This window comes from Streptomyces sp. NBC_00435 (assembly GCF_036014235.1).
Classification (GTDB): domain Bacteria; phylum Actinomycetota; class Actinomycetes; order Streptomycetales; family Streptomycetaceae; genus Streptomyces.
This window is the reverse complement of the sequence record NZ_CP107924.1, coordinates 5,226,690-5,253,645: the sequence shown is the minus strand read 5'-3', so window position 1 is coordinate 5,253,645 and position 26,956 is coordinate 5,226,690. Positions and strand designations below refer to the sequence as shown.

The window sequence follows — 26,956 nt, the reverse complement described above, 5'->3', positions numbered from 1 at the left end:
GCGGCATGACCGAGAACGCGCGCATCAAGGCGCTGGAGCAGATCATGCCGGCGACCCACGGCGCCGACGAGGACATCGACTGGCAGGCGGCCGAGGCCGTCTGGGGCACCCGTTTCCCCGCCGATTTCATCGCCTTCATGGGCCGCTTCGGCGCGGGCTCGATCAACGGCGAGGCGAGCGTGCTGCTGCCGCTGCCCAAGCCCGGTCTCCAGTGGGACCCGGCCCAGATGGCGGAGGAGACCGCCAATGCCCGCCAGGTCTGGGAGGCGGAGGGCGGCAGGGCCGCCTTCGACGTGGACCCGGAGTCGATCCTCGCCTGGGGCGTCACCGGCGGCTCCGACATCCTGTGCTGGCTGACGAGCGACCCCGACCCGGATCTCTGGCCCGTCCTGGTGGTCGGCCGGCACACCGCCGACTCCTTCGCCGTGTACCCGTACGGCATGGGCGAGTTCCTGTACCGGCTGTGCTCCGACGAGTTCGACGTGAGCCCGGTCAGCATCACCTTCTGGGACGGCGGCCACCTCAGCTTCGTGCACTGGCGCAAGGCCCAGCGACGCTGGCAGGAGGGCCGCAACCCCGAAACGGGCGAGCCCGACCCGTACGCGGGCGATTTCCCGGACTGAGTCCCTCTCCCTTCCCCACCTGCGTCGGCCCCCACCTCCCACCCCCAACCCGTTCCGTGACCGGAAACGGGCGTTTCGGCATGTCTACGCGCGTCCGAATTGTTGATCACATATCGGAAAACACCATTCGGAAATGCCGCACTTGGAGCATTGACCACAAGTGCCGCCCCAATGGAACCAACCACCCTCTCCCAGGAGAGAATTCCGGCCAACGGGCCACTGACGGACACCACCGCCCGGAGCAACTCATAAGTAATAACGGGACTCAAAAGAAAATCAGGGGAACACACCCGTGCGACGAAGAATCTTCGGCACGGCCGCCACCACGGTCGTGCTCGGTCTGCTGATACCGCTGGCCGGATGCGGCGGCTCCGGAGGGAGCGCTGGTGACGAGGGCACGATCCGCCTCGTCGCCGCCGAATACGGCGACAACACGGCCAACAGTTCCAAGGCGTTCTGGGACAAGGTGACGGCCGATTTCACCACCGCCAACCCAGGCATCAAGGTCCAGGTGCAGCTGCTGCCGTGGACCGACATCGACCGTGAAGTCTCCCGCATGGTCAAGGCCGGAAACTCCCCGGACATGGCTCTCATGGGCGGCTACTCGGACTTCGCGGCGCAGGGCAAGCTCTATTCCGCCTCCGAGCTCCTCCCGGTCACCGCCGAGGCGAATTTCCTGCAACCCCTGGCTGATGCCGGGTCCGTCCGCAACACCCTCTACGGCCTGCCCTTCGTGGCGAGCAGCCGCCTCCTGTTCTACAACGAGAAGCTGTTCGCGGACGCCGGGATCATCTCGAAGGACTCCAAGACCGGCTGGCAGCCCAAGACCTGGTCGGACCTGAGGACCGCCGCCAAGGCGCTCAAGGACAAGGGCGTGAAGTACCCGTACGCCATGCCGCTGGGTCCGGAGGAGGCGCACGCCGAGGCGATGATCTGGGAGCTCAGCAACGGCGGCGGTTACGCCGACAACAGCGGCAACTACAGCCTGGCCTCCGACCAGAACATCCAGACCTTCAAGTGGATCAAGGAGTACCTGGTCGCCCCGGGTCTGCTCGGCCCCACTCCCCCGTCACAGCTCAACCGTGCCGACGCCTTCGCCGCGTTCTCGCGCGGCGAGGTCGGCATGCTCAACGGCTACCCCTCGCTCGCCCACGAGGCGCGCGCCAAGGGCATCGGGGTCGGAGCCGTCACCATGCCCGTCGCGGACAACCTGGGCTCCGGGGAGACTCCGCCGGCCGTGGGCGTGGCCGACTGGCTAATGGCGTTCAAGCAGAACGGCCACCGCGTCGAGATCGGCAAGTTCCTGAACTTCGTCTACCAGGACAAGAACCTGACGGACTTCGCGGGCCGCTACCACCTGCTGCCGTCCACCGTCTCCGCCTCCCGCGCCATGGCCGGCACCACGGGCATGGACAAGAACGACCAGCAGTTCTTGACCGCCCTCTACGGTGCGCAGCTCTACCCGGTCAACGACCCGTCCTGGGTGACGATCAGCGACACCATCAAGCGCAACATCGGGCGCGCCGTGGATCCCGGTGGCGACCCGAAGGCCGTCCTGGAGGAGATCGCCTCGAAGGCGACCGAGGCGACCAAGAAGCACTGACGCGAGAAACCCCCGGACGTCCCCGTCGATGAGGGACCTTCGCCCCCTGCCGCGCCGCACCCCGCGCGGCATCATGGCTGGTACGGCCCTGATCCAGGGCCGCGGCCCAGTCGCCCGCGAGCGCCCACAAGGTGCGCGGGGCGGCCGGCCCACCTCCTTCTGCCCCGTCTCCCCCTCCGCGGCCGCCCCCGGTGCGGGCGGGCCGGCTAGCTGGCGCCCTGGTTCTGCGGGGTGAACGCCGTGCGGTACTGCTCGCAGCTGGAGTCCCAGACCAGGGATCCGGTGAGGGTGCCGTAGCCGGTGCGCGTGACCGACCACTCCACCGTGTACTTCCCGGTGTCGCACGCGATGCGCTTGCCGCCCGGCACCTTCGTACGGCCCGTCGCGGGCCGGTTCGTCAGCTCCTGGTGGACCTCGGCGGCCTTGGCGCGCCGGCCGTCGCGCAGTACGGCGTGCACGACGATCGGATGCCTGCCGTCCTTCGTGGTCAGCACCTTCTTCACCCCCTGCGAATCCGCCACCGACCACGCGAACTCGTACCCGGGCTCCCACACGAGGGTCTTGGGGTCGGGGACCTTGCGCTCGTAGTCCTCGGCGCCCTTGGGGCCGGGGCGGGTGACCGTCTTGTACTTGATGCCGGGCTGGAAGCGGAACTGCGCCTCCACCTTGTGCATGTCGTCCTTGGTCCACATCGACTTCATCGCCTTCTCCCCTCCGCTCGGGTCCTGGAGGAAGGACGTGCCGTCCGCGGCGGTGGCGGCCCCCTGGCAGAGAACCGGGGCGAGGGCCGCCGCGGCGGTGGCGAGGGCGAGGGCGGCGATGCGGGTGGGCTTCATGCCCGGACCAACGGGACCCTCCGGCGGGCCGGAACGACGCCGGGGGCGCTTTCACCCGTACGGGATCCGGAATATCACCTGATCATCTTCGTTTTCCGGTGAGCGGAGCGGACCGATCTCGCCGGAGGCTCAGCTGGCGGTGCACCACCGCGGCCGGCGCGTGGTCGACCTTGGGCGGGCGAGGACACCGGGGCGGACACCCTGACCCTCAGGCCTGACCCGTCTCGAAGCGGCTGATGCGACCGCCGCCGGGGGCGACGGTGAACCGCCAGGCGGTGCGCATCTCGCCCCAGGTGTCGTTGCGGTAGCTGACGACCAGGGTGCGGCCGCCGTCCGACTCGGACTGGACGTCCATGTGGCCGCCGGAGTCGAAGATCTCCCGGTCGATCCAGTCGTGGAGGTCGCGGTCCGTTCCGTCGTCGGACATGGTCGCGTCGGCGGTCAGGATCGCGAGGAAGGCGTCCCTGTCGTGCGCGTTGACCGCGCTGACGAGGGCGCCGACTACCGGGTCGGACAGTTTGCCGGGGCTGATGGTCACGGAGACCCTCCTGGTCGGGGCGTACGTGCGCACGCAGGCGACCAGGGAACACCGCGGGCGGCGGCGGGCCGTCGATCCTCACCCGTTCGCCACCGGACGGCGTGTCAGGACGAGGCGCCGGTGACCACCGGGAAGCCGGTGGGGCGACCCTGCTCCTTCAGCCAGGCCAGGACCTTGTCGAGAGCCTGCACGCTCTGGGTGCGGTCGCCGCCGCCGTCGTGGAAGAGGAGGGTCGGGCCGTTGCCGATCTCGGACTTGACCGTGTTGACTATCGCGTCGACCCCGGGCTTGCTGAAGTCCTTCGTGTCGATGTTCCAGCCGAGCGGGCGCATCCCGTTGGCCGCGGCAAGGGCCCGGCTCCCGGGGGTGAACGCGCCGCCGGGAGCCCGGTAGTACGCCACCTCGGCCCCGCCGCCCGCGGCCTCCTCGATCAGCTTCTTCGCGTCGAGGATCTGCTGGCGCTGGTAGTCCGAGGACTTCTTGTCCATCCCGGTGTTGTGGTCCATGGTGTGGTCGCAGAGCCGGTGGCCCTCCGCGACGACCTTCTTGACCAGGTCCGGGTTGGCCTTGGCCTGCGGACCGATCATGCAGAAGGTCGCCTTCACGTCGTACTTCCGCAGGACCTCGAGCACCTTCGGGGTCCACTGGGGGTCGGGCCCGTCGTCGATGGTGATGTTGACCGCGTTGGCGCCGCCCTCCGACGCGTGGGCTATGCCGTCGGGGACCTTGCGCCCCGGATTCCCGGGCGCCTGGGGGTCGGTGGCACCGTCACCCGCGGGGTCGTCCGTCTGCCGGGAGACGTTCTCGTGGCGGGTGTCGTGACCCGGGTCGACGATCGTCGTCACTCCCCACACCGTCGCGGCCACCGCCGCGGCCGCCCCGGCCACGGCTATCCGTGCCCGCAGGCTCTCCATGTGCGTACGCGCCATGAACCCCATGTGCCGTCTCAACTCCCCAATTCGATGTCCGCCTTGTGAGCTCGCACTGGTCAGGACGTCGGTCGCAGCTGGGGGGTTCCAGCCGAATGGCCCATAAATTCCTTGTTGCAGGACTTAAGTCCTTGATCGTCCCGAATTCCGTCCCGGCTGAAACCCGGGGCGGTCGCAGCGGCCCCTATCGGGCGTCCCGGGCCGAAAACCCCGGCCCCCATGGGAGGTTCGACCACCCATGCGCAAGGCGAACACCACCGCGGTCGCGATCCCGCTGCTCACCCTGCTCGCGTTGTCGGCGACGGCGTGCGGAGCCGGTGGAGGAGGTACGGAGGCCGCGAAGCCCGCCGCGGAGGTGAGGCTGCTGCCGGCTGACGGAGCGAAGGACGTCAAGCCGGACGAGCCGGTCACGGCGCGGGGGAACAACGGGACGCTGACGGCGGTGACCGTGACCGGCCCTGACGGGAAGCAGGCGGAGGGTGCGCTGAAGGGCGGCGCGTTCACGCCGAAGGACGGCCTGTCGGTGGACACCGAGTACAAGGTGCGGGCGACGGCCACCTCCGAGGACGGGAAGGAGACCTCCTCCGAGTCCTCCTTCCGCACGCTGAAGCCGTCGAAGGAGCGGACGGAGACGGTGACCGGCAGGGACCGCGTGGACTGGCGGCCCAGGGAGTACTGGAAGCCGGGCACGAAGGTGACGTGGGAGGCCGCGCTGTCGGGGGTGGACACGGGCACCGGCCGGTACCTGGCGAAGTCGTACTCGACCTCCGCCACCATCGGCAGGAGCCAGATCGCCCGGGTCGACATCGCGAACCACAGACTGACGCTGGAGCGCGACGGCCAGGTGGTGAAGTCTGTCCCGGTCACGGCGGGCGATCCGGCGAGCACCCCGACCTGGAACGGGCGGATGACCCTCATGGGCAAGGAGGGAACCATCCGGATGAAGGCCGGCTCGGTGGGCCTGACCGGCTACGACCAGCAGGTGCAGAAGTCGATGAAGCTGACCGTCTCGGGCACGTACGCACACCAGGCGAAGTGGGCGGAGAGCTACGGAGAGCTACATCGGCTCGGCGAACAAGAGCCACGGCTGCATCGGCATGAAGACGGCGGACGCCGCGTGGTTCTACGCCCGGGCACAGGTCGGCGACGTGTTCGACGCGACGGGCGGCAAGGAAACGGTGGCCGCCGGCAACGGCTTCGGCGAGTGGAACCTGTCGTGGGAGGACTGGATGACGAAGTCGGAACGGAATGACCCACCCAGGCCCCGCCGGCGTTCGAGGCGCGGGCCGCCCGGCGCGGCCGACCGGCCGGACCCGGGTACGGCACGGGCCCGGCCCGGCGGATGCGTTCATCCACCGGGCCGGGCCCGTGGTCCGCGTGCGGGCGACTCACCCGCACCGGGTCAGTGCGCGACCGCGGTCGCCTGCGGAGCGGCGGCTTCCTTCTCCGCGCCACCGCCGGAGGCACCCGCCGGACCGGCGCCCCGCAGCGGCACCTCCTTGACGAACCAGGCGGCGACGAAGCCCAGTACCGCGATACCCGCACCGAGGAGGAACGCCGAGTGCGTACCGGCGGCCACCGCGTGCTGGTAGGCATCGCGGACGACCTCGGGGAGCTTCGCCAGGCTCGCCGCGTCCAGCTGGGCCGAGCCGGCCTTGGCCGCGGCCTCGGGGCCGAGCCGGTCGGTCATGGTGCTGGTGACCTGGCTGGTGAAGAGGGAGCCCATCAGGGCCACGCCGAAGGAGCCGCCGAGCGTACGGAACAGGGTCGCCGAGGAGGACGCGACGCCCATGTCCTTCATCTCGACGCTGTTCTGCGCGACCAGCATCGTGATCTGCATCAGGAAGCCGAGACCGGCGCCGAGGACGGCCATGTACACGCCGGACATCAAGCGGCTGGTGTCCGTGTCCATGGTGGCGAGCAGGAAGAGCCCGACGACCATGAGCGCGCCGCCGATGATCGGGAACATCTTGTACTTGCCGCTGTTGGTGGTGACCCGGCCCGCGACGAGCGAGATGACCATCATCGAGAGCAGCATCGGCAGGAGCAGCAGGCCGGAGTTGGTGGCCGAGGCGCCCTGTACCGACTGCTGGAAGAGCGGCAGGTAGAGCACGCCACCGAACATCGCGAAGCCGACCAGGAAGCCGATCACGGACATGAGGGTGAAGTTGCGGCTGCGGAAGATGTGCAGCGGCATGACCGGCTCGGCGGCCTTGGTCTCGGCGTAGATGAAGCCGGCGATCGAGACGATGCCGGTGACGATCAGGCCGATGATCTCGGCGGAGCCCCAGGCGTACTCCGTACCGCCCCAGGTGGTGACGAGGACGGTGGAGGTGATCGCCACGGTCAGCAGCGCCGCCCCGAGGTAGTCGATCTTGCCCTGCGCCCTCTTCTTGGGGAGGTGCAGCACCGCGGAGACCATGGCGAGGGCCACGATGCCGAGCGGCAGGTTGATGTAGAAGGACCAGCGCCAGCCCATGTGGTCGGTGATGGTGCCGCCGACCAGCGGTCCGCCGATCATGGCCAGGGCCATCACGCCGGCCATCATGCCCTGGTACTTGCCGCGCTCGCGGGGCGGGATCAGGTCGCCGATGATCGCCATGACGCCGACCATCAGACCGCCGGCGCCGAGGCCCTGGATCGCGCGGAAGCCGATGAGCTGGCCCATGTCCTGGGCCATGCCGCTGAGCGCCGAACCGATCAGGAAGATGACGATCGAGGTGAGGAAGGAGCCCTTCCGCCCGTACATGTCGCCGATCTTGCCCCAGATGGGGGTGGAGGCGGCGGTGGCCAACGTGTACGCCGTGACCACCCAGGAAAGGTGCTCCAGGCCGCCGAGCTCGCCGACGATCGTGGGCATCGCCGTACCGATGATCATGTTGTCGAGCATGGCCAGCAGCATCGCGATCATGAGGGCCATCAGGACGACCCGTACGCTGCGCGGCTTCACCTCCTCCGAGGCGTCCGCTTCCTTTGTCATCTCCACCATGTTCCACTCCCCTGGCGCACGCGCACCGGTCCTGGCACTTACTTGCCGCCCGGCTAGTTGACTACACTGGGGAAGGTAGACCCGCAACTAGCCGGGCGTCAAGTAAGTAACGTGGGGAGAGTCATGTCCAGCAGCAGTCCGCAGCAGCCGCGCCGTGGCAACACGCGCCAGCGCATCCAGGACGTCGCACTGGAGCTCTTCGCCGAGCAGGGATACGAGAAGACGTCGCTGCGCGAGATCGCGGAGCGGCTGGAGGTCACGAAGGCGGCGCTGTACTACCACTTCAAGACCAAGGAAGACATCATCATCAGCCTGTTCGAGGACCTGACCCGTCCCATCGACGAGCTGATCAAGTGGGCGGAGCAGCAGCCGCGCACGCTGGAGACGAAGCGGGAGGTGCTGCGCCGCTACAGCGAGGCGATGGCCGGCGGGGCCTCGCTGTACCGCTTCATGCAGGAGAACCAGGCCTCGCTGCGGGAGCTGAGCATCGGCGACACGGTGAAGAAGCGGCTCTTCGCCCTGGTGGAGCTGTTGCGGACGGGCCAGGAGGACGCCCCACTGGCCGACCAGGTCCGGTGCGTGAGCGCCCTGTTCACCCTGCACGCCGGAATGATGTTCCTCCAGCACATCGACGGCGACCCGGAGGAGACCCGCCTGGCCGCCCTGGAGGTCGCCACGGACCTGATCACCCAGGCCCACCAGCAGCACGCGTAGGCGCGAAGCGGCGGCCCCGTTCACTCGATGGAGCGAACCGGACCTGGAGTTATTACTCTCCGTAGTCATGGCGGCTACTTTTGGTGATGTGCGCTGCGGAAGGGCCGCGGCGCCCGAGCCGAAGGCACCGTCATGATGCGTCTCGCCCTCACCACCGCCGCCGCGGCGGCCGTCCTCGCCACCGTTCTCGCGCCGCGGGCGCCGGCGTCCGCCGCCCCTCTCTCCTACGTGGCCCTCGGGGACTCCTACAGCGCCGGCTCCTTCGTGCGCCCGTGGAATGCCGACGGGTGCGGCCGTTCCGACCAGGACTATCCGCACCAGGCCGCGCGGCGGCTGAAGTTGAACCTCACCGATGTCACCTGCTCCGCCGCGGAGGTCGGGGCCGGGCTGCTGGGTCCGCAGTCCGAGCTCAAGGGGCCGCCGTCCGTGGCCCCTTCGGGCGGCTGGGCCGCCAAACCGGCTCAGGTCAGGGCCGTTTCCGCGAGCACCGACCTCGTCACGGTCGGCGCCGGCGGCAATTCCTTGGGCTTCGCCGAGATCGTCGAGACCTGCGCGAAGCGGGGACTGGCCTCCTTCGGGACGGGGACCCCCTGCACCGACCACTACACGCGGGGCGAGGCCGCCTCCCGGCTCGATTCCCGGTTCACCGCACTGGAGGCCGACTTCGCGGTCCTGCTGAAGGAGATCCGCACGCGCGCGCCACGCGCAGGGGTCGCCGTCGTCGGGTACCCGGCCGTCGTGGACGAGTCCGCGGGCTGCGGCTGGGGCTCCTGGCATCAGCTCGGCACGGTCGCCAAGGGCGACATGCCCTGGCTCGACACGCTGGAGCGCCGGGTCAACGCCCTCCTGCGGGAGCAGGCACGGCGCGGCGGCGCGGTGTACGTGGACACGTACTCCTCCAGCACCGGCCACGGGGTGTGCGCGACGGGTGAGGGGCGCTGGATGTACGGGATCAAGGACAACCTGACCGGACCGGGCGACCAGAGCGATCCGCCCTCCGAGCTCTGCCGGTCCATCCCGGCGCGGGGCGAGGCGTGCACGGTCCTGCATCCGAACCTCCGCGGCGCCACCCACCAGGCGGACCTCGTGACCCAGGCCCTGACCGGACTGGGGGCGACCAGAAGCTGACCGTCGGACGGGCCGGGGGCGGGCGGGGCGGGCATCCGGCAGTGGAGGCGGGCCCCGAGGGAGACTCGTGATCAGAACCGGACCGAAATCCTCAGAAGGCTGAAGACATGCTGCTCGCCGGAAGAACCGCCATCGTCACCGGGGCCAAGCAGGGGCTCGGACTCGCCATCGCGCAGCGTTTCGCGAAGGAGGGCGCGAGCGTCGTCATGGCGGACGTCCTGGACGCGACGGAGGAGGCGGCGGAGATCGGAGCGTCCTACGTCCGCACCGACGTGAGCGAGGAGAGCGAGGTCGCCGCCCTGATCGCCCGCACCGTGACGGAACACGGCGGGGTGGACATCCTGGTCAACAACGCCGGGATCGAATTCGCCAAGACCATCCTCGACACCACCGTCGAGGAGTGGGACCGGCTGATGTCGGTGAACATGCGCGGGGTGTTCCTCTGCTCCAAGCACGGCATCCCGGCCATGGCCGCCCGGGGCGGCGGGGTCATCGTCAACCTGGCCTCGGAGCTCGGTGTGGTCGCCGACGCGGGCGTGGCGGCGTACTGCGCCTCCAAGGGCGGGGTGATCCAGCTGACGAAGGCGACGGCGGTCGATCACGCGAAGGCTGGCATCCGGGCCAACGCCCTGTGCCCGGGCCCGATTTCGACCCAGCTGCTGGAGGACGTCTTCCTCGCCAGTCCGGACCCGCGGGGCATGCGCGAGGAGTTCGAGTCACGCACCCTGCTCGGCCGCCTCGGCCGGCCGGACGAGGTCGCCGCCGCGGCCCTGTTCCTGGCCTCGGACATGTCCTCCAACATGACGGGCGCCAACCTCATCCTCGACGGCGGCTGGACCACGCGCTGAACTCCGGCGCGTGGCCCGGCGGGGGCTGAACTCCGGTGCGGGGCCCGGCCGGGTCCGACCGGCGCCGGCGCTTCCGGCCGGCGCCCGGTGGCTCAGCCGGCCCGGCCGGCGCGCCATTGGGTCAGCTCGGCTTCGACGTCGAACTCCGCGAGATTCAGCGGGGGGCCGGGCGGTGGTCTGCGCAGGGCCGCGCGGATCTTGTCGTTGACCTCCGTCAGGATGTCCCGGACCTGCCGCTCGGTGCGGGCCGCCGCGACGGCCTCCCGGGCGTCCTCCGCCTCCTTGCGCAGCGCGAGCGCCGGCGGGAGGACCGCGAAGCCCTCGCGGTGCAGTTTCCCCTTGATCCACCACAGTTCGTCGTACGGGGCGTCGAGCGAGGCCAGCGGCTTGCCGAAGCCGGCCAGCTCCTCGAACTCGCCGCGCTCGGCGGCCTGCCTGATCTGCCGGTCCACGAAGGACTCGAAGCTGACGCCAGGCGGTTTGCGTTCCGTCACATTGCCTCCCCGGGGGTCCCCGCCAGCATAACTCGACCACCCGAAGCGCCCATTACCCTCGGTAACGATCCCTATCGGAGGCGGCGCTCCTCCTCCGTGATGGGGATGTCGTTGATGCTGGCCTCGCGGCGGCGCATGAGGCCCGCGGCGTCGAACTCCCACTGCTCGTTGCCGTGGCTGCGCCACCACTGGCCGCTCGCGTCGTGCCACTCGTACTCGAAGCGCACCGAGATGCGGTTGCCGGTGTACGCCCACAGCTCCTTGCGCAGCCGGTACTCCAGCTCGCGCTCCCACTTGTCGGCGAGGAAGGCGCGGATCTCCTCCCGGCCGCTCAGGAAGCGGTCCCGATTGCGCCAGGCGGAGTCCTCCGTGTAGGCGAGGGCGACGCGTTCGGGGTCACGGCTGTTCCAGGCGTCCTCGGCGGCCTGCACCTTGGCGCGGGCGGACTCCTCGGTGAAGGGCGGCAGTGGCGGTCGCACGGAACCGGCGGCGGTCATGACAGGACACCTCTCGACTGAACGGCGGAGACTGCAGGAGGAGGGGAGGGGAGGGGAGGGATGGAGAACGCTCGTTCTCAACTCCCCCAACCGTAGAGAACGAGCGTTCTCACCGCAAGCGGTTCTGGTCTACGCTGCCCTCATGCCCGCTTCCGCCATGAACGACGAAGAGGTCCGTACGCGCCTGCTGGACGCCGCGGAGGCGCTCTTCTACGCCGACGGCATCCAGGCCGTCGGCATGGACCGGATCCGCACCGAGTCGGGCGTCCCGCTCAAGCGGCTCTACCGCCTCTACCCGGCCAAGGAATCCCTGGTCACCGCCTACCTGGAGCGCCGCGACCAGCGCTGGACGGCGAGCCTGCGCAATGCGGTCACGGGGAGCGCCGACCCGGTCGGGGCCGTCTTCGACTGGCTGGCCCAGTGGTTCTCCGAGCCGGACTTCCGCGGCTGCGCCTTCCTGAACGCGTACGGGGAGCTGGGCGCGGGTCCCGCCGGAGTGCTGGACGTCGTACGCCGTCACAAGGCGGAGCTACGGGCGCTGCTTGCCGGGATCGCCGGTCCGGGCCGGGAGGGCCTGGCGGAGCAGTTGCTGCTGCTGGTCGAGGGCGCGACGGTGGTGGCGGCCCTGGAGCCGGGCCCGGGCGCGGCGGTGCGGGCGCGGGAGGCCGCGTACGTCCTGGTCCGCGAGGGGGACGCGGCGACACGGTAGGTGATTCACGCGGCTGCCGAGTGATCGGTAACGCGTCGTACACACCCGGGTCGCATGATCAGCTTTTAACTGGTGTTGGGCCTTTTGTCCACCGGTGGACCGCATTCGGCGGTCGCGTACCGGTTCCGTCGCCTTTCCTCGCGGAGGAAACACCCTTGTCTGCTTCCCGCTGCACGTCGGCCGCCCTGGTCGTCGCGGCCGTCACCGCGACCTGCCTGCTGCCGGTCGCGCCGGCTTTCGCCGCCGGCTCGCCGCACATCCGGTTCACCCAGCCGTACGTCCCCTCGATCGCCGCGGGCAAGACCGGTCGCGTCGTGATCGTGGCGGAGACCGGCGGAGATCCGGCGCTCAGCAGCAGCTTCCGGATCGTCGCGCCGGAACGGACAACCTTCCCCGAGGCCCGCTTCTACTGGAACGGTGACCGCGCCGGAGCACCCTGCACGCGCTCGGGCGACGCCCGCCAGCTGACCTGTGACGCCGGGACCCGGGCGGGCTTCGCCTTCCCGGCGGAGAGCGACACCCGCCTGGGCGTACTCGTACGGGTGGACGCGGACGCCCCCGAGGGCACGACGCTCGGCGGCGGCGAGTGGGCGGCGGGGAGCGACGCCTCACCCGGCCTCTACGCGGTTTCCACCCCGGTGACGGGGCCCAAGGGCGACGACGGCCACGACGGGCACGACGGGCACGACGGGCAGCCGGGCCATGAAGGCAAGCCCGGCCACCACGGCAAGCCGGGCCGCCCCGGGCCCAAGGGCGACAAGGGAGACCAGGGGGAGCAGGGCGAGCGCGGCGAAAAGGGCGAGCACGGCGACCAGGGGGAGCAGGGCGAGAAGGGGGAGCAGGGCGAGCACGGCGACCGCGGAGACCAGGGCGAGCGCGGCGAGAAGGGCGAACGCGGCGAGAAGGGGGACCGCGGCGAGAAGGGCGACCACGGGCCCACGGGTCCGCAGGGCCACGAGGGCCCGCAGGGACCGAAGGGCGACACCGGCCCGGCCGGCCCGAAGGGCGACCAGGGACCGTCCGGAGGCCCCCAGGGCCCGAAGGGCGACACCGGGGAACGCGGCCCGAAGGGCGACACGGGCCCGGGGGGCGGCCCGAAGGGCGACACCGGTGAGCGCGGCCCGAAGGGCGACAAGGGTGACACGGGCAACACCGGACCGTCGGGAGCGACGGGATCGCGCGGACCGGTCGGACCCGAGGGCCCGAAGGGCGACCGCGGACCGGCCGGCGGACCCAAGGGAGACAAGGGCGACAAGGGCGACAAGGGCGACCGGGGCAACACCGGCCCGGCCGGCCCGAAGGGCGACCACGGACCCAAGGGCGACCACGGCCCGAAGGGCGACAAGGGCCCCCAGGGCCAGCAGGGCGAGCGCGGACCGGTCGGACCGGCGGGCCCGAAGGGCGAGCGCGGACCGGTCGGCCCCAAGGGCGAAAAGGGCGAGCAGGGCAAGCCCGGCAAGTGCAAGTGCGGCAAGGAACACGGCAAGGACCACGGTCACGGCAAGGACCACGGCAAGGACCATGGCCAGGACCAGAAGCCGGCGGCCCGCATCGTCAGCGACAAGCTGCAGATCCGCACCGGCCCCGGCACGCAGTACGGCAAGGCCGGCACGATCAAGCACGGCACCGAGGTCCAGGTGATGTGCAAGACCAACGGCACGGAGATCGAGGGCAACTCCCTCTGGTACAAGCTCGCCGACGGCCACGGCTGGATCGCCGCCCGCTACGCCGAGAACCTGAACCGCATCCCCACCTGCTGACGCATCCCCCTCAGCTGAAGCAGCGCCACCCCTGACCTTCGGTGCGCGTCGAGGCCCCCGAGCCCCGACGCGCACCGAAGCCGTTTCCGCCTCCGTACCCTGACCGGCCACCTGCTGTGACAGCACCGTGCCCCGGCCCCAGCAGGTGCCGGGGCCGGGGCACGGGCACGGGCCCTTCCGCCCTACTGGCCGGCGCCGCGCGGGAAGGTGATCTCGACCCGGCGGTTCTTCTTGCGGCCTTCCTCGGTGCCGTTGTCGGCGATCGGATAGTCCTCGCTGTAGCCGCGCACGTCGAAGGTCACGCTGGCGTTGGTCACGGTCTTCGCCAACTCCGCCTGTACGGCGGCTGCGCGCTGCTTGGACAGCTCCAGGCCGTGTTCGTAGCTGCCCTGGTCGTCCGTGAATCCGAAGACACGGACGCGGGTGGCCTTCTGCGAGTTGATCTCCTGCGCGATGGCTTGTATCCGCGCGGCGGCCTGGGCGTTGAAGACGGCACTGTTCTCCGGGAACATCACCTCGGACTGCAGCGCCATCATGACGGTCTGATTCGTCTCCTGGCGCCGCTGCTCACCCCCGAGGTCCTCGACGACTTCGACCATGTCGAGCACCTTGGGGGGTGCAAGGGTGCCACCCTGGGGGAGCTTGAGTCCCGGGGAGCCGTCTTTGACGGGCATGGGAGCCGAGGCCGAGGGTTCCGTCCCGGGGGGTACGGACGGCGTGACGTCGTCGGCGTGGGCGCTGGTCGCGCCGATGAAATGGGCGCCGGCGATGACGAGACCGGCGACGGCCGTGGCAGCGGAGGTGCGGTGGCGTTTGGTCATGGGGTCACCCGGAGATTTTGATGGTGGCCGCGGTGAAGGTCGGCAGACCGAACACGACCTCGGTCGTGGGGGCAGGCGGGGCCGGGAATTGCGCGAAGAACGGCACAGTCTCCCCAGCCTTGATGATGACGATTCCGGTCGAGCACGCGCACCGACCTTCGGTGTCACGCAGCACGTAGTACCGCTTCTTGCCTGCGTTGTCGACGATGGTGGCTCCCGCGACCGATGCGGGGCTGGCAGTCTTCTCGTCGCCGCGCCAGGGAGCGGTCTGCCCGAATGCCACGGAACCCGTGTTCTTTATCTGACCGCTGACAGTGACGTACCCGTCCTGATCACGCGCAGCCGAGTTGATCTCCAGCACGATGCCTGCCGGGCCTTGTGTCTTGGCGATCACCTCGCTCTTGGTCTCGGAGGGTGCGGGGTTCTGGGGAGCGCTTCCCTGCGCCTTGGGCGTGGTCGCCGCTGACTGCTGCGGTTCCTTCGGCTTCTCCTCCCCCCCACCGCATCCGGCCAACGTGAGGGCCAAGACCGCCGCAACCGCAACGGCCGCTCCCCCGCGGACCTTCACCTTCTGCCGAATGCTCATGTACTCCGCTTCCTTGTCTCTCGTTCACTGTCAGTCGACCAGTCGCACACTGAAGAGTTTCCTCGCCAGCTTGGACAACGAGCCCGGGTTCGACGGATCCACCGTGATCACCCCACCGTCCCTGCACTCAATACCGACAGGGTCCGGCACCGTGCCGCCGCCTCCGGGTGAAGGCGTAGGACTGGGCGTAGGAGCGGGCGCGGGCTTCAGGGAACAACTCGGTTCGATCAAGGCCGTCGCCGTGGCGTGGCCATGCATCGTCTCGCTCCCCGGGATGACCGACTCGCCGACTGTGTCGTCGGTGGTCACGGTGACCTTGAACTCCGGGATGTCGAAGTCGCACGCAGCAGTGGCGTCGTTCGACACGGCGAAGTCCCTCGCTTTGGCGCAGGCTCCCCTGCCATCGAAGCGATCGCCCCTGAGGATCTCTTCCCAAAGATCCGGTGTGAGGGTCAGGAGGTCCCTGCCCACGAACACGTTGTCCCTTGCCTCGCGGGCGGCCGCGAGCGCCGCCGCGTCGGCGGCACCCTGCGCACCGCTGCGTGTGGCCCCCGCCATCCCGACGACGACGAAGGCCAACGCGGCGAAGAGCAGGCAGGTCACCATCGCGATGTAGAAAGGGAAGACCTGCCCCCGATCGCGCGAGGCCACCACAGGCATCAGTTGGTGATGTTCGCCAATTGCTGTGTGATCGCGCCCGCGATGGCTGCGGCGAGCCCCGACCCGATGATCGCCGCGATGATCAGCGCGATGATCACGATGATCCCCAAATATTCGAAGACGGTCTGCCCCTCGTCCCCGCCCTGCCGCCCCCGCATCCGATTCTTCCGTTCGACGATCGCCTTGAGCAGCTTGAGGTTCTGCATGGGAGTCCTCTCCAGGGCCGGCGTCGCAGTCGATTCGCGGACGGTACGGCCACACACCAGCAGTTGCAAAGGGCCCCGGGGCCCAATTACGGACCCACTGCGCACTCTGTCTACCCATGACCAGCCACCCCCGGACGGGCGGTTCCCAGCCAGCACGCTATGGCCTCACTGCGCGTAGCGGTCTGAAGCTTCGCGAAGATCCGGTTGATGTGGTTCTTGACCGTCTTCTCACTGATGAAGCAGGCGGCCGCGATCTGCTGGTTGTTCATGCCGGACGCGATGAGATCCATGATCTCCTCCTCGCGCGAACTGAGCCCGAACACACTGTGGTTGGGGAGACGCTCTGAAGACTGTGCCACAATTCGTTGCGGATGCGAAGAGGCCCGGAGTTCCGCGAGCAGTGCGCTCGCCGCCGATGGCGTGAAATGGGGGCGGCCCTCGTGGACGTCCCGGACCGCGCGGATCAGGTCATCGGCGGTGAACTCGCCGTGGACCAGGTAGCCGCCCGCGCCCAACAGCAGCGCCTCACGGATGATTTCGGGCTCCCGGCTGTACGTCAGCATCAGCACCGGCGCCAGCCGCACCAAGTGCGGAAGCGCCGAGATGCCGTCCACGCCCGGCATGCGGACGTCGAGCAGGACGACCTCCGGGGCGTGCAGCCGGGTCAGTCTCAACGCCTCGCGGCCGTCCGCGGCCTCGGCCACCGCCTCGACGCCCGCGGTCGCCGCCAGGAGGGCGGCCAGGCCGGCCCGGACGACCGGGTTGTCATCAGCGATGAGCACACGCAGGGGCCGTGGAAGGGGCAACGGCATCACGCGCCCCCTTCCAGCGTCGCGAGGGGCAGGTCCAGGCGGACCTGGGCCCCGGGGCCGTTCGAGGCGGCTCCGAGGGAGAGGCGGGCCCCGATGGTGGCGGCGCGTTCCGTCATGCCGAGCAGGCCGAAGTGGCCCCGGCGTGCGAGCGCGGGAAGGTCCACGCCGCCCGGGAGGCCGCGGCCGTCGTCCTCGACGGTCAGGGTGAGATACGTGGGGTCAGCGGTCAGGGAGACCGTGACGTGCGAGGCACCCGCGTGCCGGCGGGCGTTCTCCAGCGCCTCCGCCGTCACCGCCAGCAGGTGCCGGGCCACGGGGGCCGGGACTGCCGGCAGGACTCCGGCGGTACGGAGCTCCGCCCCCGCGGTGAGGGCCCGCAGCTCCGGGAGCAGTGAGACCCCGGGAGTGTCCAGGTCCCCGCGCAGTTCCGTCAGCAGGGACCGCGACTCCGCGGCCGCCTGGCGGGCCGCGACGGACAGCAGCCCGGCCTGGCGGCGGATCGCATCCGGGTCCGTCGTCCGGGTCAGGGCGTCGGCCGTGAGGGCCAGCCCGTGCAGGGTCTTCGACACGGAGTCGTGCATCTCCCGGGCCAGGTAGTCCCGTTCGGCTCGGACGGCCTCCGCCACGGCCAGGCCGGCCCTGGTCTCGGTCAGGGCCTGGCTCGCCGAGCCGAAGCGGAAGAGGAGGTCGCGCAGGCAGGATCCCGCGCCGCCCGCGAGCAGACACAGCGCCGTCAGGACCGGCGTGCCCGCCAGCGCCGCGACCGCGGCCGCCTGCACGGCGGAGTAGACCGCTGCTCCACGCCACCCGTGGACCAGTCCGGCCAGCAGCGGGGTGAAGACGCAGACGAGACCGAGCGGGGAATCCGCAGTAGCCGTGACCAGCAGCAGGACGCTGAGGCCCAGGTCCGCGGCCAGCAACCGGCGGTGCCGCAACAGCAGTGGGCCGAAGCGCTCCCAGCCGCGGATGAGGACGTATGACAGCGTGAAGGTGAGCAGGATCGCGCCGCCCACGAGGTACGTCGGGCCCCCGCGCGCCGTCCGTGCCAGCGCCAGCGGTGCGCCCAGGCCGATCATCACCATCCGGAACGCGAAGACGTGACGGCACAGGGCCTGGAGCGCGTTGGCCTGGAGGGCGGGAGGGGGCGCCGCCGCGGAACGTGCCCGCGGCACGGCGAGGTCCATGATCGTCACGGCTCACCTGCCCCCGAACAGCGCGCCGAAGTCGACGTTCGCGCCGTACACGAATCCGCCGATCAGCAGGATCATCGTGCCGGGCAGCATGAACATCGTGACGGCGAAGGTCGCCTTGGGGACGGCCTTGGCGGCCCGGCGGCGGGCGTTCTGGGCGTCCGTGCGCCGCATGTCCTCCGCAATGGCGATCAGGGTGTCCACGATCGGGGATCCCAGCTCCTCGCCCTGCTGCAGGGCGGTGACGAACTGTGCCACCTGTTCGGAGTCGTTGCGCCTGCGCAGCTCGTCGAAGGCCTGACGGCGGCTCACGCCCATGGTCATCTGCTGCAGCGTGATCCGGATCTCGTCGGACCACGGGCCCTGGTACTTGTCCGCCACCCGCTCCAGCGCCGGCCTGAATCCGAGCCCGGCGCTCACCACCACCGCCAGCACGTCCAGGAAGTCCGGCAGGGTCCGCTCGATGTGGTCGCGGCGGATCCGGATGGCCGACCAGAGGCCGACCTCGATCCAGAACAGGCCGAAGGCGACCATGACCAGCGCGAGGATCAGCTGACCGTTGAGCAGCATCGCGAAGGCGCCCAGACCGCCCAGGAAGGCGTAGACGGCGCGGCGCGCGGCGTAGCGGTCGATGGTAAGCCCGGACGGGTTGCCGGCCGTGTCGATCTGGCGGCGCTTGCGGGCCACCCGGTCCGGCCCCATCAGGCGCAGTATCAGCGGCGCGTAGCGGATTCCGGCGCGGTCGATGAGCGAGCCGACGGCCGTCGTGCGGGTGGCACCGACCTCCAGTGCCAGGACCAGGTCGCTCGGGAGTTTGGCGTCGGCGCGGTAGAGCCGGATGCCGTGGAACATGCCGAAGACCGACAGGGCCCCGGCCAGGGCCAGGAGCAGGGCGATCATGCCGGCCTCCTCATACGTCGATCTTGGACAAGCGGCGGATGAAGAGGAAGCCGAGCGCGAAGAGCCCCAGGGCGATCAGGACGGCCGTCTGCCCGATGACGGACCCGGTCATGCGGTCCAGCGCGCCCGGCATCATGGCGTCCACCAGGAGGAGCGAGCCGATCCCCAGCACCGGCACCAGGTACGCCGTCGCCGTCACCTGGGACAGCTGGGTGCGGATCTCCCGGCGGGTCTCCTTGCGCTGCTCCAGCGTCACCGTCAGGTTGCGCAGGCTGCCCACGATCGCGCCGCCCGCGCGGGCTGACAGGACGAGGGTGGAGACCAGGACGACCAGTTCCCGGGACGGCAGGCGCTCCGCGATCTCGCCCAGGGCCTCCTCGATGGAGTGCCCCACGGCGAGCCGGTCTGCCACCCGCGCCAGCTCCTCGCCCGCCGGTGCCTCCAGTTCCTCGGCCGCCATGCCGATGGCCGTGCGCAGCGCCAGGCCGGCCTGGGTCGCGTTGGCGAGGATCCGTGCCAGGTCCGGGAGCTGGTTGATGAACCGCTCGGTGCGGCGCGCCCGCTGCCAGTTGAGGAAGGCGTTGGCCGCCCACAGCCCGATCAGGCCGGCCACCGGACCGAAGAACGGGGCCAGGAAGGAGGCCGAGACCATCCAGATCCCGGCGACCGCGGCCACCATGTAGACGAAGAACTCCCCGGCGGTCAGGTCCAGCCCGGTCACCGCGAGTTTGCGCTCGATGCCGCGGCCCAGCCCGGTCGTGCGCAAGCGCCGGTCCACGCCCCGGAAGCGACGCCTGCGGCCCAGGGGTTCCGGGAGGCCGGTCGCCGAGAGGCGTTCGATGAGTGCGGCGCGCTGGGCGCGGCCGGCGGCGTAGGCGTGGAGGCCCAGGATCACGAGCACGCAGGCCAGCAGGGTGGCGCCGAGGGTGAGGAGGATCAGTGGGTTCACAGGGCGGTCCGGGTGATGCGGGCGGTGAGCGGATCGTCCGCCAGGGCGACCCCGAAGGCCTGGGGGATCGGCTGGTTGTTCATGTAGAGGCGGTCGGCGATCCAGCGCGGGAGCGGGTAGTACTCGAAGCGGCCGTGGACGCGGCCGTCCGGTCCCATGGGCTGGGCCGCGAAGCGGCAGACCGTGGTGATCCGGAAGGGCTCGCGGCCGTGTGAGTCGAGGATGGAGATCTCGGTGATGCGGCGCGAGCCGTCGCCGAAGCGGGTCAGCTGGACGACGATGTTGACGGCGCTGTTGATCTGGTCCTGGAGGGCCTCGAAGGGGACCTCCACCTCGGACATCGAGGCGAGTGTCTGCAGGCGCATCAGGGCGTCCGCGGAGCTGTTCGCGTGGACCGTGGCGAGGGAGCCGTCGTGGCCCGTGGACATCGCCTGGAGCATGTCGAGCGTCTCACCGCCGCGGACCTCGCCGACGATGATGCGGTCGGGGCGCATGCGCAGGGAGTTGCGGACGAGATCGCGGATGGTGATCTGGCCCTTGCCCTCCACGTTCGCCGGGCGGGATTCGAGGCGGATGACGTGCGCCTGCTGGAGCTGGAGCTCGGCGGAGTCCTCGATGGTGATGATCCGCTCGCCCTCCGGGATCAGGCCGGAGAGGGCGTTGAGGAGGGTGGTCTTGCCGGTGCCGGTGGCGCCGGACACGATCACGTTCATCTTGGCCGCCACCAGACCGGACAGCAGGAGGAGCATCTGCTCGTCCAGGGAGCCCAGGCCGACCATCTCGTGCAGGGTGAAGGCCCGGGGGAAGCGGCGGATCGTGAGGGTGGCGCCGGTCAGGGACAGCGGCGGGATGATGACGTTGACGCGCTCGCCGCTGGGCAGGCGTGCGTCGACCATCGGATTGGCCTCGTCCACACGGCGGTTGACGGTGGAGACGATGCGCTCGATGGTCTGCATCAGCTGGTCGTGCGAGGCGAAGCGGAGCGGGAGCTGCTCCACGCGGCCGGAGCGTTCCACGAAGATCTGGTCGGGCCCGTTGACCATGATCTCGGAGATGGTGGGGTCTTCGAGGAGCGGTTCGAGCACGCCGAGGCCGAGTGCCTCGTCCACGACGCGGCGGATCAGCTGGGAGCGCTCGGCGGTGGACAGGACCGGGCCCTCGCGGCTGATGATGTGCCCGAGGACGCGCTCCAGGCGCGCCCGGCGCTCGGCGGGCGCCAGCGCGGACATCTCGGCGAGGTCGATCTCCTCGAGCAGCTTGGCGCGGTAGGAGGAGACCAGCCGGCCGTCCTCGCGGGGGCTGTGGCGGTCGTCGGGTGTGTTGACCCGGGAACGCAGGCTCATGGTCAGGGTCCCTTCGGGTCGTCGTTGGGCATGACGGCGGTCCGCGTGACACTGCGGGGGGCGACTCCGGGAACGATCGAGTTGATCGGGAGGGTCACCGTCACCACGACCGTGTCGGGCGACGGGTCGACATCGATGACCGCTCGTGCCGCGAGGTTCGACCGGATCGACTGCAGGCCGGCCGCCGACCCCGCGCCCCGCTCGCGTGCCTCCGCGCGCGCCGCCGTACGGGCGGCCGTCTCGGCCTGCTGCACCACGTACGCGGACCAGCCCAACTGGATGCCGCACAGCGCGATCAGCAGCAGGATGGGCAGGAACCCGATGTACTCCAGGGCCACCTGGCCCCGGTCGGAGCGCCACCTCCGGTTGCGGTATCGGCTCATGTCACTCCTCCTCCTTCGCCGCGCCGCCGTCGCCCTCGATGCTCAGGCCCGTGTCGAGCCCGGGAACGAGCACGGGGACCGTCAGCCGGACCTTGGCCTTGTAGACATTGCCGGAGAGCCCGCATTCCACTGTCAGGCCCCAGGCATCCCCGATGTGCTCCCCCGCCGCCTCCGCGCAGGCCCCGTCACCGTGTACCGCCCCGGCCCGAGCCGCCTCGTCGGCCGCGTTCCCGGCCAGGGAGAAGGCGTACCCGATCAGCACGCACTCCCACACCGCCGCCACGATCAGCAGGATGAACGGCAGCATCCCGACGAACTCGATCGCCACCTGGCCCCGGTCCCGGCCCGCACCCCGTACGGATCTCCGCCCCGGCACCGCTCAGCCCTCCCGGCCGCGGCGCAGCCACGGGCCGAGGGCGCCGCGGTCGCCGCCGCGCAGGCGGGCCACCGGCCCGGAGCGTACGGCCAGGGCGGCGCCGGGTTCGCCGGTGGTGGCGGGCTCCGCGTCGAGGGGTGTCAGCAGGCCCAGTTCCCCCGCCACCGCCCACAGTGCCTGCTTCACCGTCGAGCGGTTGTCCAGGTCCTGGACCCGGCCCGCGTCCACGACCGCCTGGAGTTCCTTGAAGGCGGCCGGCACGGGGGTCCGTACCGCCCGGACCTTCGTGATCTTCTCGATCAGCGAGGGCTGGATCTCGGTGTGCTTGGTCCAGCGGTTGACAACCATCGCCGTGTCCTCCGCCTTCCGGACCTGGAGCCGTTCCCACATCCGGACCATCCGCTTGGCCGCCCGTACCGCGACCACGTCCGGGGTGGTGACCAGGACCGCCACGTCCGCCGTTTCCACCGCCGCCGCGTTGGCGCCGGTCACCTGGGTGCCGCAGTCGATGACGACGAGCTCGTAGCGGGCGCGCAGGGCGGCGATCACGTGCCGGGCGGCGCGGTCGTCGACCTCCTCGCCCCGTTCGCCGTCCGCCGGGGCCAGGAGCAGGGCCAGGCCCGTGCGGTCGTCGTAGACCGCGTCCTGCAGGACGCGCGGCGAGATGTCCTGGATGCCGGCGAGGTCGGCGATGGAGCGGCGGAACTGCACGTCGAGGTACGAGCCGATGTCGCCGGCCTGGAGGTCCATGTCGACCAGGGCCGTACGCCGGCCCGCGGCGGCCGCGGCCAGCGCGAACTGCACGGCCGCGAAGGTGGCGCCGACTCCGCCCTTGGCCCCGCTGACCGTGACCACCCGGCCGCCCGGGCCGGTGGGCAGGTCGGGGCTGCGGCCCAGGTGGCGGCGTACGCCCACGGACCACTGGGCGGCGGCCTGGACGCGGGCGGCGAGTTCCTCGTAGGCGAGGGGGAGGCCCACCAGGCCGCGCGCGCCCGAGTCCATGGCGGCGGAGAAGAGCGCGGGGCTCGCGTCGGAGGTGACCAGGACGACGCCGACCGCCGGGAAGCGCAGGGCGACTTCGCGGATGAGTTCCAGGGCGGGGAGCGGACCGATCCGCTCGTGTACGAGGACCACCTCGGGCAGTTCGTCGATCGACTCGGTGGCGAGCCGGCCCAGCATCTCCAGCAGGAACGTGGAGTCGGGGACGGGTGCGGCCGGCTCGGCGCCGGGGAGCTGGCTGAGGAGGGTGGCGATGACGCGGGCGGCTTCCGGGTCGCCGACCGCGGGGAGGATTCGGGTGGTCATCGGCACCTCACCTGTCCCCTTCGAGGGTGTAGAAGTGGTCGTTCGGGCTGGGCGTCGAGTCGGTGCCGGGGGCCACCAGGGCCAGGCGCACGTGCTCCGCGAAGGACTCGGCGTACGCGACGCGCTGGGTGTCCTTGGTGTTCAGGGCGAAGGTGATCGGGACGGACTCGACGGTGCCCTTCTTGTCGCTGTCCTTGTCGATGGGGGTGAGCTTGCCGACGTTGATGACGCGGGCGTTGGCCACCATGACCACGGACAGGTCGGGGTCGGTCGGCTTCTTGCTCTTGAACGTGCCCAGGATGTTGACCTTGGAGCCGGGGGTGATCTTGCCCGCCACGCCCGTCGAGGCGTCGATCATGATGGCGATCTCCTGCTCGCCGGCCTGCAGCTTCGGCCGGTCGACGAACATGTCGCTCTGAAGCAGCGAGCCCTTCTTCAGGGCGGTGAGCGCCATCTTGTCGCGGAGCGCGCCGAGGTCGGTGACGGCGGTGTCCGACAGCCACCGCTTGGGGACCGTGACCTGCTCGAACTGGCCGGCCGTCAGCGTGCTGTACGGGGCTATGTCGCTCTTCACGCGGTACGCGACGACCTCTGCTCCGACCTTGGAGTTCACGTCGCCGATCACCACGAGGACTCCGCCGAAGGCGGCGAGTGCGCACAGGACCGACAGGACCAGCAGGATGACGCCGCGACGCTGGCGTGAGTTCATGGCCGTCTTACCTCGCCGTTCTTCAATCGTTCGGGGCGGTCAGAGTCTGGATCTGGATCTGGGGCGGAGCTGTGCGGCGGGAGCCGCCGGCGGGGGCGGCGCGATGAGCGGCGCCGCGCAGAAGCCGCAGCGGTCACCGATGAGTTCGAAGCCGCACCAGCGGCACTCCTCGCGGCGGACCGAGGCGACCAGCTGGTAGAGGACCGACAGGTCCGGGATGGCGGCGGCGAACTCGACGAGCTTCGGCGTGGCCCACCAGGCGGCCGAGTCGGCCGGGAGCGGGTTCTCCATGACCCCCTGGACCTTCCAGGCGGGGGCCAGTTCGGAGACCACCCAGTCGGAGGCGAGCTGGCCGCGGGCGAAGGTGAGGTGGGTGGCGAACTCCGGTCCCGCGGGGAGCGTCGCGCCGCCGCCGTGGGTGCCGCCCGAGCCCGAGCCGAGTTTGAACAGGTACGGAGCCGGGTTCGCCAGGACGGCGAACTGCGCGTTCGGCGCCCAGGACCTGGCGTGTGCCTTGAGACCGACCGGGACCCGGTCCAGTTTGGCGACCGAGCCGAGCAGCGCGCCCGCGTAGATGTAGTGGGCGAGCAGCCGGGCGGCGGAGGCAAGGACGCCGGGGCTGAAGTCGCAGACGCTGAGCTGGCGCAGCTGACGCACCAGCAGGGCGGCTCCCAGCGGCGGGAGATCCACGTCGACCAGCGCGATCCGGTCGGTTTCCAGGATGGCCCGAACGGTGTGCAGGCGCCGTACCTCGGAGGCCGGGAGCCAGGCCGGTACGAGGACCACGAGGTGCCCGTGGGCCTCCAGCAGTGCGGCCGTCCGGGCGAGTGCGCCCTCCAGGTCGAGCTGGTGCGGCGGCGGCAGTACGGCAGCGGCGGGAGTGTGCCGGTCCGGGGCCGGCAGCACCAGATCGGCGCTGGTGACAGCAATGGCGGTCGGCACGCGCATCCCCCCGTTCACCCGGTGCTCCGCGGGCGTTCCCCCGACCGGCGTGCGTGCGCGCATGCTGCGCGACCGCAAACGATCAACACCCTTCCCCCTTGCCCCAGCACCATATCCGCGTCCTTCCTGACAGGGCAGGGCCTTGCGGATTCCCGTGCCGTCAGCACGTGTCACAGGTGGCGGGAAATACGGACAACAAGGAGCGGAAGCCGACCGGCAGCGCGATCGGTTCAAGCCATATTGCAAACACTCTTGACATGAACATTGGACTAGACCAACTTGGCTGCGAGGCACCCCACTTGCCTCCGATCGGCCCGCGATCCCCCCGATCGGCTTCAGAACGCGTCCCTCACATCCCCACTCCCCCCACCGGAGCCCACGTGAACCGCATACGCTCCCTCGCCGTTCCGCTCGCCGTCACCCTCGCCGCCGGTGGCCTCACCGCCCTCGCGGCCGGCACCGCCCAGGCCGCCGACGTCAACGTGATCCGCAACGGCGGCTTCGAGTCCGGCCTCGCCAACTGGACGTGCACCTCCGGCAGCGGCGCCGTCGTCACCTCGCCCGTCTTCGCGGGAGCGGCCGCCCTCAAGGCCACCCCGGCGGGCCAGGACAACGCCCAGTGCAGCCAGGTCGTCAAGGTCAAGCCGAATTCGACGTACGCGCTGAGCGAGCAGGTCAACGGCTCGTACGTGTACCTCGGCGCGACCGGGACCGGCACCCAGGACGTCTCCACCTGGACCCCGGGCACCGGCGGCGGCTTCCAGAAGCTGTCCACCACCTTCACCACCGGCGCGAACACCACCCAGGTCACCGTCTGGACGCACGGCTGGTACGGCCAGCCCGGCTACGTCGTCGACGAGTTCAGCGTCTTCGGCCCCGACGGGGGAGGCGGTACGGACCCCGCGCCGACCGTTCCCGGCGCCCCGGCCGGCACCGCCGTTTCCGGCCAGAGCTCGAGCGGGCTCACGCTTTCGTGGAACGCGGTCAGCGGGGCCACCGGCTATTACGTGTATCAGGACGGTGTCCGCGTCCAGACCGTGACGGGCGGCTCGGCCCAGCTCACCGGACTCGCCGCGGCGACCTCGTACTCGTTCCAGGTGAGCGCGTACAACGCGGCCGGCGAGGGCCCGAAGTCCGCGGCCGTCACCGGCACCACCACCAGCGGCGGGGGCGGCAACCCGAATCCCTCGGTGCCCAAGCACGCGCTGACCGGGTACTGGCAGAACTTCAACAACGGCGCGACCGTCCAGAAGATCTCCGACGTCTCCGCGCAGTACGACATCATCGCCGTCTCCTTCGCCGACGCCACGAGCACGCCCGGCGCCATCGCCTTCAACCTGGACTCGGCCGGCCTCGGCGGCTACACGGTCGCCCAGTTCAAGGCCGATATCGCCGCGAAGAAGGCGGCCGGCAAGTCCGTCGTCCTCTCCATCGGCGGCGAGAAGGGCACCATCACGGTGTCCGACTCGGCGTCCGCGAACAACCTCGCGAACTCCGCGTACGCACTGATGCAGGAATACGGCTTCAGCGGAATCGACATCGACCTGGAGAACGGCCTGAACCCGACCTACATGACCCAGGCGCTGCGCTCCCTGGCGACCAGGGCCGGCTCCTCCTTCGTCCTCACCATGGCCCCACAGACCATCGACATGCAGTCGACACAGGGCGGCTACTTCAAGACGGCGCTCGCGGTGAAGGACATCCTGACCGTCGTCAACATGCAGTACTACAACAGCGGCGCGATGCTCGGCTGCGACGGCAAGGTCTACTCCCAGGGCTCGGTGGACTTCCTCACCGCGCTGGCCTGCATCCAGCTGGAGGGCGGCCTCGACCCCTCGCAGGTGGGTATCGGCGTCCCGGCCTCCCCGAGCGGCGCGGGCAGCGGCTACGTCTCGCCGACCGTCGTGAACAACGCGCTGGACTGCCTGGCCAGGGGCGCCGGCTGCGGCACCTTCAAGCCGTCGAAGACCTACCCCGGGCTGCGCGGCGCGATGACCTGGTCGACCAACTGGGACGCCAAGGCGGGTAGCGCTTGGTCCAACGCGGTGGGTCCGAAGGTCCACAGCCTGCCGTAACAGGTAGGTGTGTGGGGGCGGCTGCCCGGCA

28 protein-coding genes and 1 pseudogene are annotated in these 26,956 nt (G+C 70.4%); 9 read left to right on the top strand and 20 right to left on the bottom strand.

Annotation, left to right across the window (positions count from 1 at the left end; genetic code table 11):
- Window positions 1-5 precede the first annotated feature (5 nt).
- Together OG389_RS24260 and OG389_RS24255 are read left to right on the top strand one after the other, a co-directional pair.
- Window positions 6-623 carry an SMI1/KNR4 family protein gene (locus OG389_RS24260; RefSeq protein ID WP_328300555.1) on the top strand — a complete coding sequence of 206 codons (618 nt, stop codon included), beginning with the start codon at window positions 6-8 and terminating at the stop codon, window positions 621-623.
- 292 nt (window positions 624-915) lie between these two features.
- Window positions 916-2,226 carry an extracellular solute-binding protein gene (locus OG389_RS24255; protein ID WP_328300554.1) on the top strand — a complete coding sequence of 437 codons (1,311 nt, stop codon included), beginning with the start codon at window positions 916-918 and terminating at the stop codon, window positions 2,224-2,226.
- A gap of 206 nt (window positions 2,227-2,432) precedes the next feature.
- On the opposite strand, the gene OG389_RS24250 is transcribed toward OG389_RS24255, so the two are convergent.
- From OG389_RS24250 to OG389_RS24240, 3 genes are all read right to left on the bottom strand, one after another.
- On the bottom strand, window positions 2,433-3,062 hold the full coding sequence (locus OG389_RS24250) for a hypothetical protein (protein ID WP_328300553.1): 630 nt from the start codon (window positions 3,060-3,062) through the stop codon (window positions 2,433-2,435).
- A 208-nt stretch (window positions 3,063-3,270) separates the two neighbouring features.
- Window positions 3,271-3,600 carry a nuclear transport factor 2 family protein gene (locus OG389_RS24245; RefSeq protein ID WP_328300552.1) on the bottom strand — a complete coding sequence of 110 codons (330 nt, stop codon included), beginning with the start codon at window positions 3,598-3,600 and terminating at the stop codon, window positions 3,271-3,273.
- A gap of 104 nt (window positions 3,601-3,704) precedes the next feature.
- Complete coding sequence (locus tag OG389_RS24240) at window positions 3,705-4,529, bottom strand: polysaccharide deacetylase family protein (protein WP_328300551.1); 825 nt, start codon at window positions 4,527-4,529, stop codon at window positions 3,705-3,707.
- 238 nt (window positions 4,530-4,767) lie between these two features.
- On the opposite strand from OG389_RS24240, the pseudogene OG389_RS36810 reads away from it, so the two are divergent.
- A pseudogene (locus tag OG389_RS36810) lies at window positions 4,768-5,244 on the top strand (Ig-like domain-containing protein); the annotation flags it as partial.
- 687 nt (window positions 5,245-5,931) lie between these two features.
- Here the strand turns inward: OG389_RS36810 and OG389_RS24230 are convergent.
- Entirely contained in the window at window positions 5,932-7,518 is a 1,587-nt protein-coding gene (locus OG389_RS24230) for an MDR family MFS transporter (protein WP_443059328.1), read from the bottom strand.
- Window positions 7,519-7,641: 123 nt separating this feature from the next.
- On the opposite strand from OG389_RS24230, the gene OG389_RS24225 reads away from it, so the two are divergent.
- The 3 genes from OG389_RS24225 (at window position 7,642) to OG389_RS24215 (ending at window position 10,208) form a co-directional block, all read left to right on the top strand.
- On the top strand, window positions 7,642-8,232 hold the full coding sequence (locus OG389_RS24225; protein WP_328300549.1) for a TetR/AcrR family transcriptional regulator: 591 nt from the start codon (window positions 7,642-7,644) through the stop codon (window positions 8,230-8,232).
- Between the two features lie 132 nt (window positions 8,233-8,364).
- Window positions 8,365-9,360: an SGNH/GDSL hydrolase family protein gene (locus tag OG389_RS24220; protein WP_328300548.1), complete on the top strand. Its 996-nt coding sequence runs from the start codon at window positions 8,365-8,367 to the stop codon at window positions 9,358-9,360.
- A gap of 107 nt (window positions 9,361-9,467) precedes the next feature.
- Window positions 9,468-10,208, top strand: a complete 741-nt coding sequence (locus OG389_RS24215; RefSeq protein WP_328300547.1) for an SDR family NAD(P)-dependent oxidoreductase — start codon at window positions 9,468-9,470, stop codon at window positions 10,206-10,208.
- 92 nt (window positions 10,209-10,300) lie between these two features.
- Here OG389_RS24215 and OG389_RS24210 read toward each other — a convergent pair whose 3' ends face one another.
- A complete protein-coding gene (locus OG389_RS24210; protein WP_328300546.1) occupies window positions 10,301-10,702 on the bottom strand; it encodes a J-domain-containing protein in 402 nt (133 codons plus the stop codon).
- 71 nt (window positions 10,703-10,773) lie between these two features.
- Window positions 10,774-11,199, bottom strand: coding sequence for a nuclear transport factor 2 family protein (locus OG389_RS24205; RefSeq protein ID WP_328300545.1), 426 nt, complete (start codon window positions 11,197-11,199; stop codon window positions 10,774-10,776).
- 157 nt (window positions 11,200-11,356) lie between these two features.
- Here OG389_RS24205 and OG389_RS24200 point away from each other — a divergent pair, with 157 nt between their 5' ends.
- Both OG389_RS24200 and OG389_RS24195 read left to right on the top strand, forming a co-directional pair.
- Complete coding sequence (locus OG389_RS24200; RefSeq protein ID WP_443059451.1) at window positions 11,357-11,908, top strand: TetR/AcrR family transcriptional regulator; 552 nt, start codon at window positions 11,357-11,359, stop codon at window positions 11,906-11,908.
- A gap of 155 nt (window positions 11,909-12,063) precedes the next feature.
- Complete coding sequence (locus tag OG389_RS24195) at window positions 12,064-13,668, top strand: SH3 domain-containing protein (protein WP_328300543.1); 1,605 nt, start codon at window positions 12,064-12,066, stop codon at window positions 13,666-13,668.
- A gap of 182 nt (window positions 13,669-13,850) precedes the next feature.
- Here the strand turns inward: OG389_RS24195 and OG389_RS24190 are convergent, their stop codons facing one another.
- The 14 genes from OG389_RS24190 to OG389_RS24125 all read right to left on the bottom strand — a co-directional run bounded on the left by OG389_RS24190 (window position 13,851) and on the right by OG389_RS24125 (window position 24,856).
- Window positions 13,851-14,489: an OmpA family protein gene (locus OG389_RS24190; RefSeq protein ID WP_328300542.1), complete on the bottom strand. Its 639-nt coding sequence runs from the start codon at window positions 14,487-14,489 to the stop codon at window positions 13,851-13,853.
- A gap of 4 nt (window positions 14,490-14,493) precedes the next feature.
- Complete coding sequence (locus OG389_RS24185; RefSeq protein ID WP_328300541.1) at window positions 14,494-15,075, bottom strand: hypothetical protein; 582 nt, start codon at window positions 15,073-15,075, stop codon at window positions 14,494-14,496.
- Window positions 15,076-15,105: 30 nt separating this feature from the next.
- Window positions 15,106-15,735, bottom strand: coding sequence for a pilus assembly protein TadG-related protein (locus OG389_RS24180; protein ID WP_328300540.1), 630 nt, complete (start codon window positions 15,733-15,735; stop codon window positions 15,106-15,108).
- Complete coding sequence (locus OG389_RS24175) at window positions 15,735-15,941, bottom strand: hypothetical protein (protein WP_328300539.1); 207 nt, start codon at window positions 15,939-15,941, stop codon at window positions 15,735-15,737. The genes OG389_RS24180 and OG389_RS24175 overlap by 1 nt, the downstream gene beginning before the upstream one ends.
- 110 nt (window positions 15,942-16,051) lie before the next feature.
- Window positions 16,052-16,753, bottom strand: a complete 702-nt coding sequence (locus OG389_RS24170) for a response regulator transcription factor (RefSeq protein WP_328300538.1) — start codon at window positions 16,751-16,753, stop codon at window positions 16,052-16,054.
- A complete protein-coding gene (locus OG389_RS24165; protein WP_328304041.1) occupies window positions 16,753-17,937 on the bottom strand; it encodes a sensor histidine kinase in 1,185 nt (394 codons plus the stop codon). Before OG389_RS24165 ends, OG389_RS24170 begins: the two co-directional genes overlap by 1 nt.
- A gap of 12 nt (window positions 17,938-17,949) precedes the next feature.
- Window positions 17,950-18,840 carry a DUF5936 domain-containing protein gene (locus OG389_RS24160; protein ID WP_328304039.1) on the bottom strand — a complete coding sequence of 297 codons (891 nt, stop codon included), beginning with the start codon at window positions 18,838-18,840 and terminating at the stop codon, window positions 17,950-17,952.
- A gap of 13 nt (window positions 18,841-18,853) precedes the next feature.
- Entirely contained in the window at window positions 18,854-19,792 is a 939-nt protein-coding gene (locus tag OG389_RS24155) for a type II secretion system F family protein (RefSeq protein WP_328300537.1), read from the bottom strand.
- Complete coding sequence (locus OG389_RS24150) at window positions 19,789-21,135, bottom strand: CpaF family protein (RefSeq protein ID WP_328300536.1); 1,347 nt, start codon at window positions 21,133-21,135, stop codon at window positions 19,789-19,791. Before OG389_RS24150 ends, OG389_RS24155 begins: the two co-directional genes overlap by 4 nt.
- A gap of 2 nt (window positions 21,136-21,137) precedes the next feature.
- Window positions 21,138-21,518: a TadE/TadG family type IV pilus assembly protein gene (locus OG389_RS24145; RefSeq protein ID WP_328300535.1), complete on the bottom strand. Its 381-nt coding sequence runs from the start codon at window positions 21,516-21,518 to the stop codon at window positions 21,138-21,140.
- A 1-nt stretch (window position 21,519) separates the two neighbouring features.
- Window positions 21,520-21,894: a TadE/TadG family type IV pilus assembly protein gene (locus tag OG389_RS24140; RefSeq protein WP_328300534.1), complete on the bottom strand. Its 375-nt coding sequence runs from the start codon at window positions 21,892-21,894 to the stop codon at window positions 21,520-21,522.
- A 3-nt stretch (window positions 21,895-21,897) separates the two neighbouring features.
- Window positions 21,898-23,199: an AAA family ATPase gene (locus OG389_RS24135; RefSeq protein ID WP_328300533.1), complete on the bottom strand. Its 1,302-nt coding sequence runs from the start codon at window positions 23,197-23,199 to the stop codon at window positions 21,898-21,900.
- A 7-nt stretch (window positions 23,200-23,206) separates the two neighbouring features.
- The gene (cpaB, locus tag OG389_RS24130) at window positions 23,207-23,908 is read right to left on the bottom strand and encodes a Flp pilus assembly protein CpaB (protein ID WP_328300532.1); all 702 of its coding nucleotides are present in this window, start codon (window positions 23,906-23,908) and stop codon (window positions 23,207-23,209) included.
- A 39-nt stretch (window positions 23,909-23,947) separates the two neighbouring features.
- Window positions 23,948-24,856, bottom strand: coding sequence for a hypothetical protein (locus OG389_RS24125; RefSeq protein WP_328300531.1), 909 nt, complete (start codon window positions 24,854-24,856; stop codon window positions 23,948-23,950).
- A gap of 374 nt (window positions 24,857-25,230) precedes the next feature.
- Here OG389_RS24125 and OG389_RS24120 point away from each other — a divergent pair, with 374 nt between their 5' ends.
- On the top strand, window positions 25,231-26,925 hold the full coding sequence (locus OG389_RS24120) for a chitinase (RefSeq protein WP_328300530.1): 1,695 nt from the start codon (window positions 25,231-25,233) through the stop codon (window positions 26,923-26,925).
- The last annotated feature ends 31 nt before the right edge of the window (window positions 26,926-26,956 follow it).

What these genes read in the sequence shown, in the direction of transcription:
- OG389_RS24175 (WP_328300539.1), bottom strand. Translation starts at nt 15,941, where the DNA reads ATGCAGAACCTCAAGCTGCTCAAGGCGATCGTCGAACGGAAGAATCGG.
- OG389_RS24185 (WP_328300541.1), bottom strand. Translation starts at nt 15,075, where the DNA reads ATGAGCATTCGGCAGAAGGTGAAGGTCCGCGGGGGAGCGGCCGTTGCG.
- OG389_RS24250 (WP_328300553.1), bottom strand. Translation starts at nt 3,062, where the DNA reads ATGAAGCCCACCCGCATCGCCGCCCTCGCCCTCGCCACCGCCGCGGCG.
- OG389_RS24170 (WP_328300538.1), bottom strand. Translation starts at nt 16,753, where the DNA reads ATGCCGTTGCCCCTTCCACGGCCCCTGCGTGTGCTCATCGCTGATGAC.
- OG389_RS24215 (WP_328300547.1), top strand. Translation starts at nt 9,468, where the DNA reads ATGCTGCTCGCCGGAAGAACCGCCATCGTCACCGGGGCCAAGCAGGGG.
- OG389_RS24165 (WP_328304041.1), bottom strand. Translation starts at nt 17,937, where the DNA reads ATGGACCTCGCCGTGCCGCGGGCACGTTCCGCGGCGGCGCCCCCTCCC.
- OG389_RS24230 (WP_443059328.1), bottom strand. Translation starts at nt 7,518, where the DNA reads ATGGTGGAGATGACAAAGGAAGCGGACGCCTCGGAGGAGGTGAAGCCG.
- cpaB (WP_328300532.1), bottom strand. Translation starts at nt 23,908, where the DNA reads ATGAACTCACGCCAGCGTCGCGGCGTCATCCTGCTGGTCCTGTCGGTC.
- OG389_RS24125 (WP_328300531.1), bottom strand. Translation starts at nt 24,856, where the DNA reads ATGCGCGTGCCGACCGCCATTGCTGTCACCAGCGCCGATCTGGTGCTG.
- OG389_RS24200 (WP_443059451.1), top strand. Translation starts at nt 11,357, where the DNA reads ATGAACGACGAAGAGGTCCGTACGCGCCTGCTGGACGCCGCGGAGGCG.
- OG389_RS24180 (WP_328300540.1), bottom strand. Translation starts at nt 15,735, where the DNA reads ATGCCTGTGGTGGCCTCGCGCGATCGGGGGCAGGTCTTCCCTTTCTAC.
- OG389_RS24225 (WP_328300549.1), top strand. Translation starts at nt 7,642, where the DNA reads ATGTCCAGCAGCAGTCCGCAGCAGCCGCGCCGTGGCAACACGCGCCAG.
- OG389_RS24260 (WP_328300555.1), top strand. Translation starts at nt 6, where the DNA reads ATGACCGAGAACGCGCGCATCAAGGCGCTGGAGCAGATCATGCCGGCG.
- OG389_RS24190 (WP_328300542.1), bottom strand. Translation starts at nt 14,489, where the DNA reads ATGACCAAACGCCACCGCACCTCCGCTGCCACGGCCGTCGCCGGTCTC.
- OG389_RS24150 (WP_328300536.1), bottom strand. Translation starts at nt 21,135, where the DNA reads ATGAGCCTGCGTTCCCGGGTCAACACACCCGACGACCGCCACAGCCCC.
- OG389_RS24205 (WP_328300545.1), bottom strand. Translation starts at nt 11,199, where the DNA reads ATGACCGCCGCCGGTTCCGTGCGACCGCCACTGCCGCCCTTCACCGAG.
- OG389_RS24220 (WP_328300548.1), top strand. Translation starts at nt 8,365, where the DNA reads ATGATGCGTCTCGCCCTCACCACCGCCGCCGCGGCGGCCGTCCTCGCC.
- OG389_RS24135 (WP_328300533.1), bottom strand. Translation starts at nt 23,199, where the DNA reads ATGACCACCCGAATCCTCCCCGCGGTCGGCGACCCGGAAGCCGCCCGC.
- OG389_RS24145 (WP_328300535.1), bottom strand. Translation starts at nt 21,518, where the DNA reads ATGAGCCGATACCGCAACCGGAGGTGGCGCTCCGACCGGGGCCAGGTG.
- OG389_RS24240 (WP_328300551.1), bottom strand. Translation starts at nt 4,529, where the DNA reads ATGGCGCGTACGCACATGGAGAGCCTGCGGGCACGGATAGCCGTGGCC.